This window comes from Nocardiopsis potens DSM 45234, assembly GCF_000341105.1.
GTDB lineage: Bacteria > Actinomycetota > Actinomycetes > Streptosporangiales > Streptosporangiaceae > Nocardiopsis_A > Nocardiopsis_A potens.
In genome coordinates, this window is record NZ_ANBB01000130.1 from 1 (window position 1) to 677 (window position 677).

The 677-nt window shown below is 66.5% G+C and carries 1 protein-coding gene; it reads right to left on the reverse strand.

The annotated features are described in order from the left end of the window. Positions 1 to 42: 42 nt before the first annotated feature. On the reverse strand, positions 43 to 677 hold a 635-nt coding region (locus D459_RS0130245), incomplete at its 5' end, for an AAA family ATPase (RefSeq protein ID WP_017596725.1).

A 677-nucleotide genomic window follows, 5' to 3' on the forward strand; every position in this document is an offset into this window, starting at 1 on the left:
CGCCGCCGTCGGTGCGGTGCTCCGGGCCGCTGCGGGACGCGGTCAGGCCGACTTCTCCTCCGGCTCCTCGCCCCGACCCCCACGCGGCACGATCGTCGGATTCACATGCTCCAACACCGCCTCCCGCGTGATGATCACCCGACCCACATCCTCCCGCGAAGGCACCTCGTACATCACCGACAACAGCACCTCCTCGATGATCGCCCGCAACCCCCGAGCACCCGTCCCCCGGATGATCGCCTGCTCCGCGATCGCCTCCAACGCCCCCGCCGAGAACTCCAGCCCCACCCCGTCCAACTCGAACAACCGCTGATACTGCTTCACCAACGCGTTGCGCGGCTCGGTCAGAATCCGGATCAGCGCATCCCGATCCAGATCATGCACACTCGTGATCACCGGCAACCGCCCCACGAACTCCGGGATCATCCCGAACTTCAGCAGATCCTCCGGCATCACCTCACCGAACAGATCCGCACCGCCCGGCTCCGGACCCAGCACCGCGTTGAACCCCATCCCCCGGCGCCCCACCCGCTGATCGATCAACCCGTCCAACCCCGCGAAGGCACCCCCGCAGATGAACAGCACATTGGTCGTATCGATCTGGATGAACTCCTGGTGCGGATGCTTGCGCCCGCCCTGCGGCGGAACACTGGCCGTGGTCCCCTCCAAGATCTTCA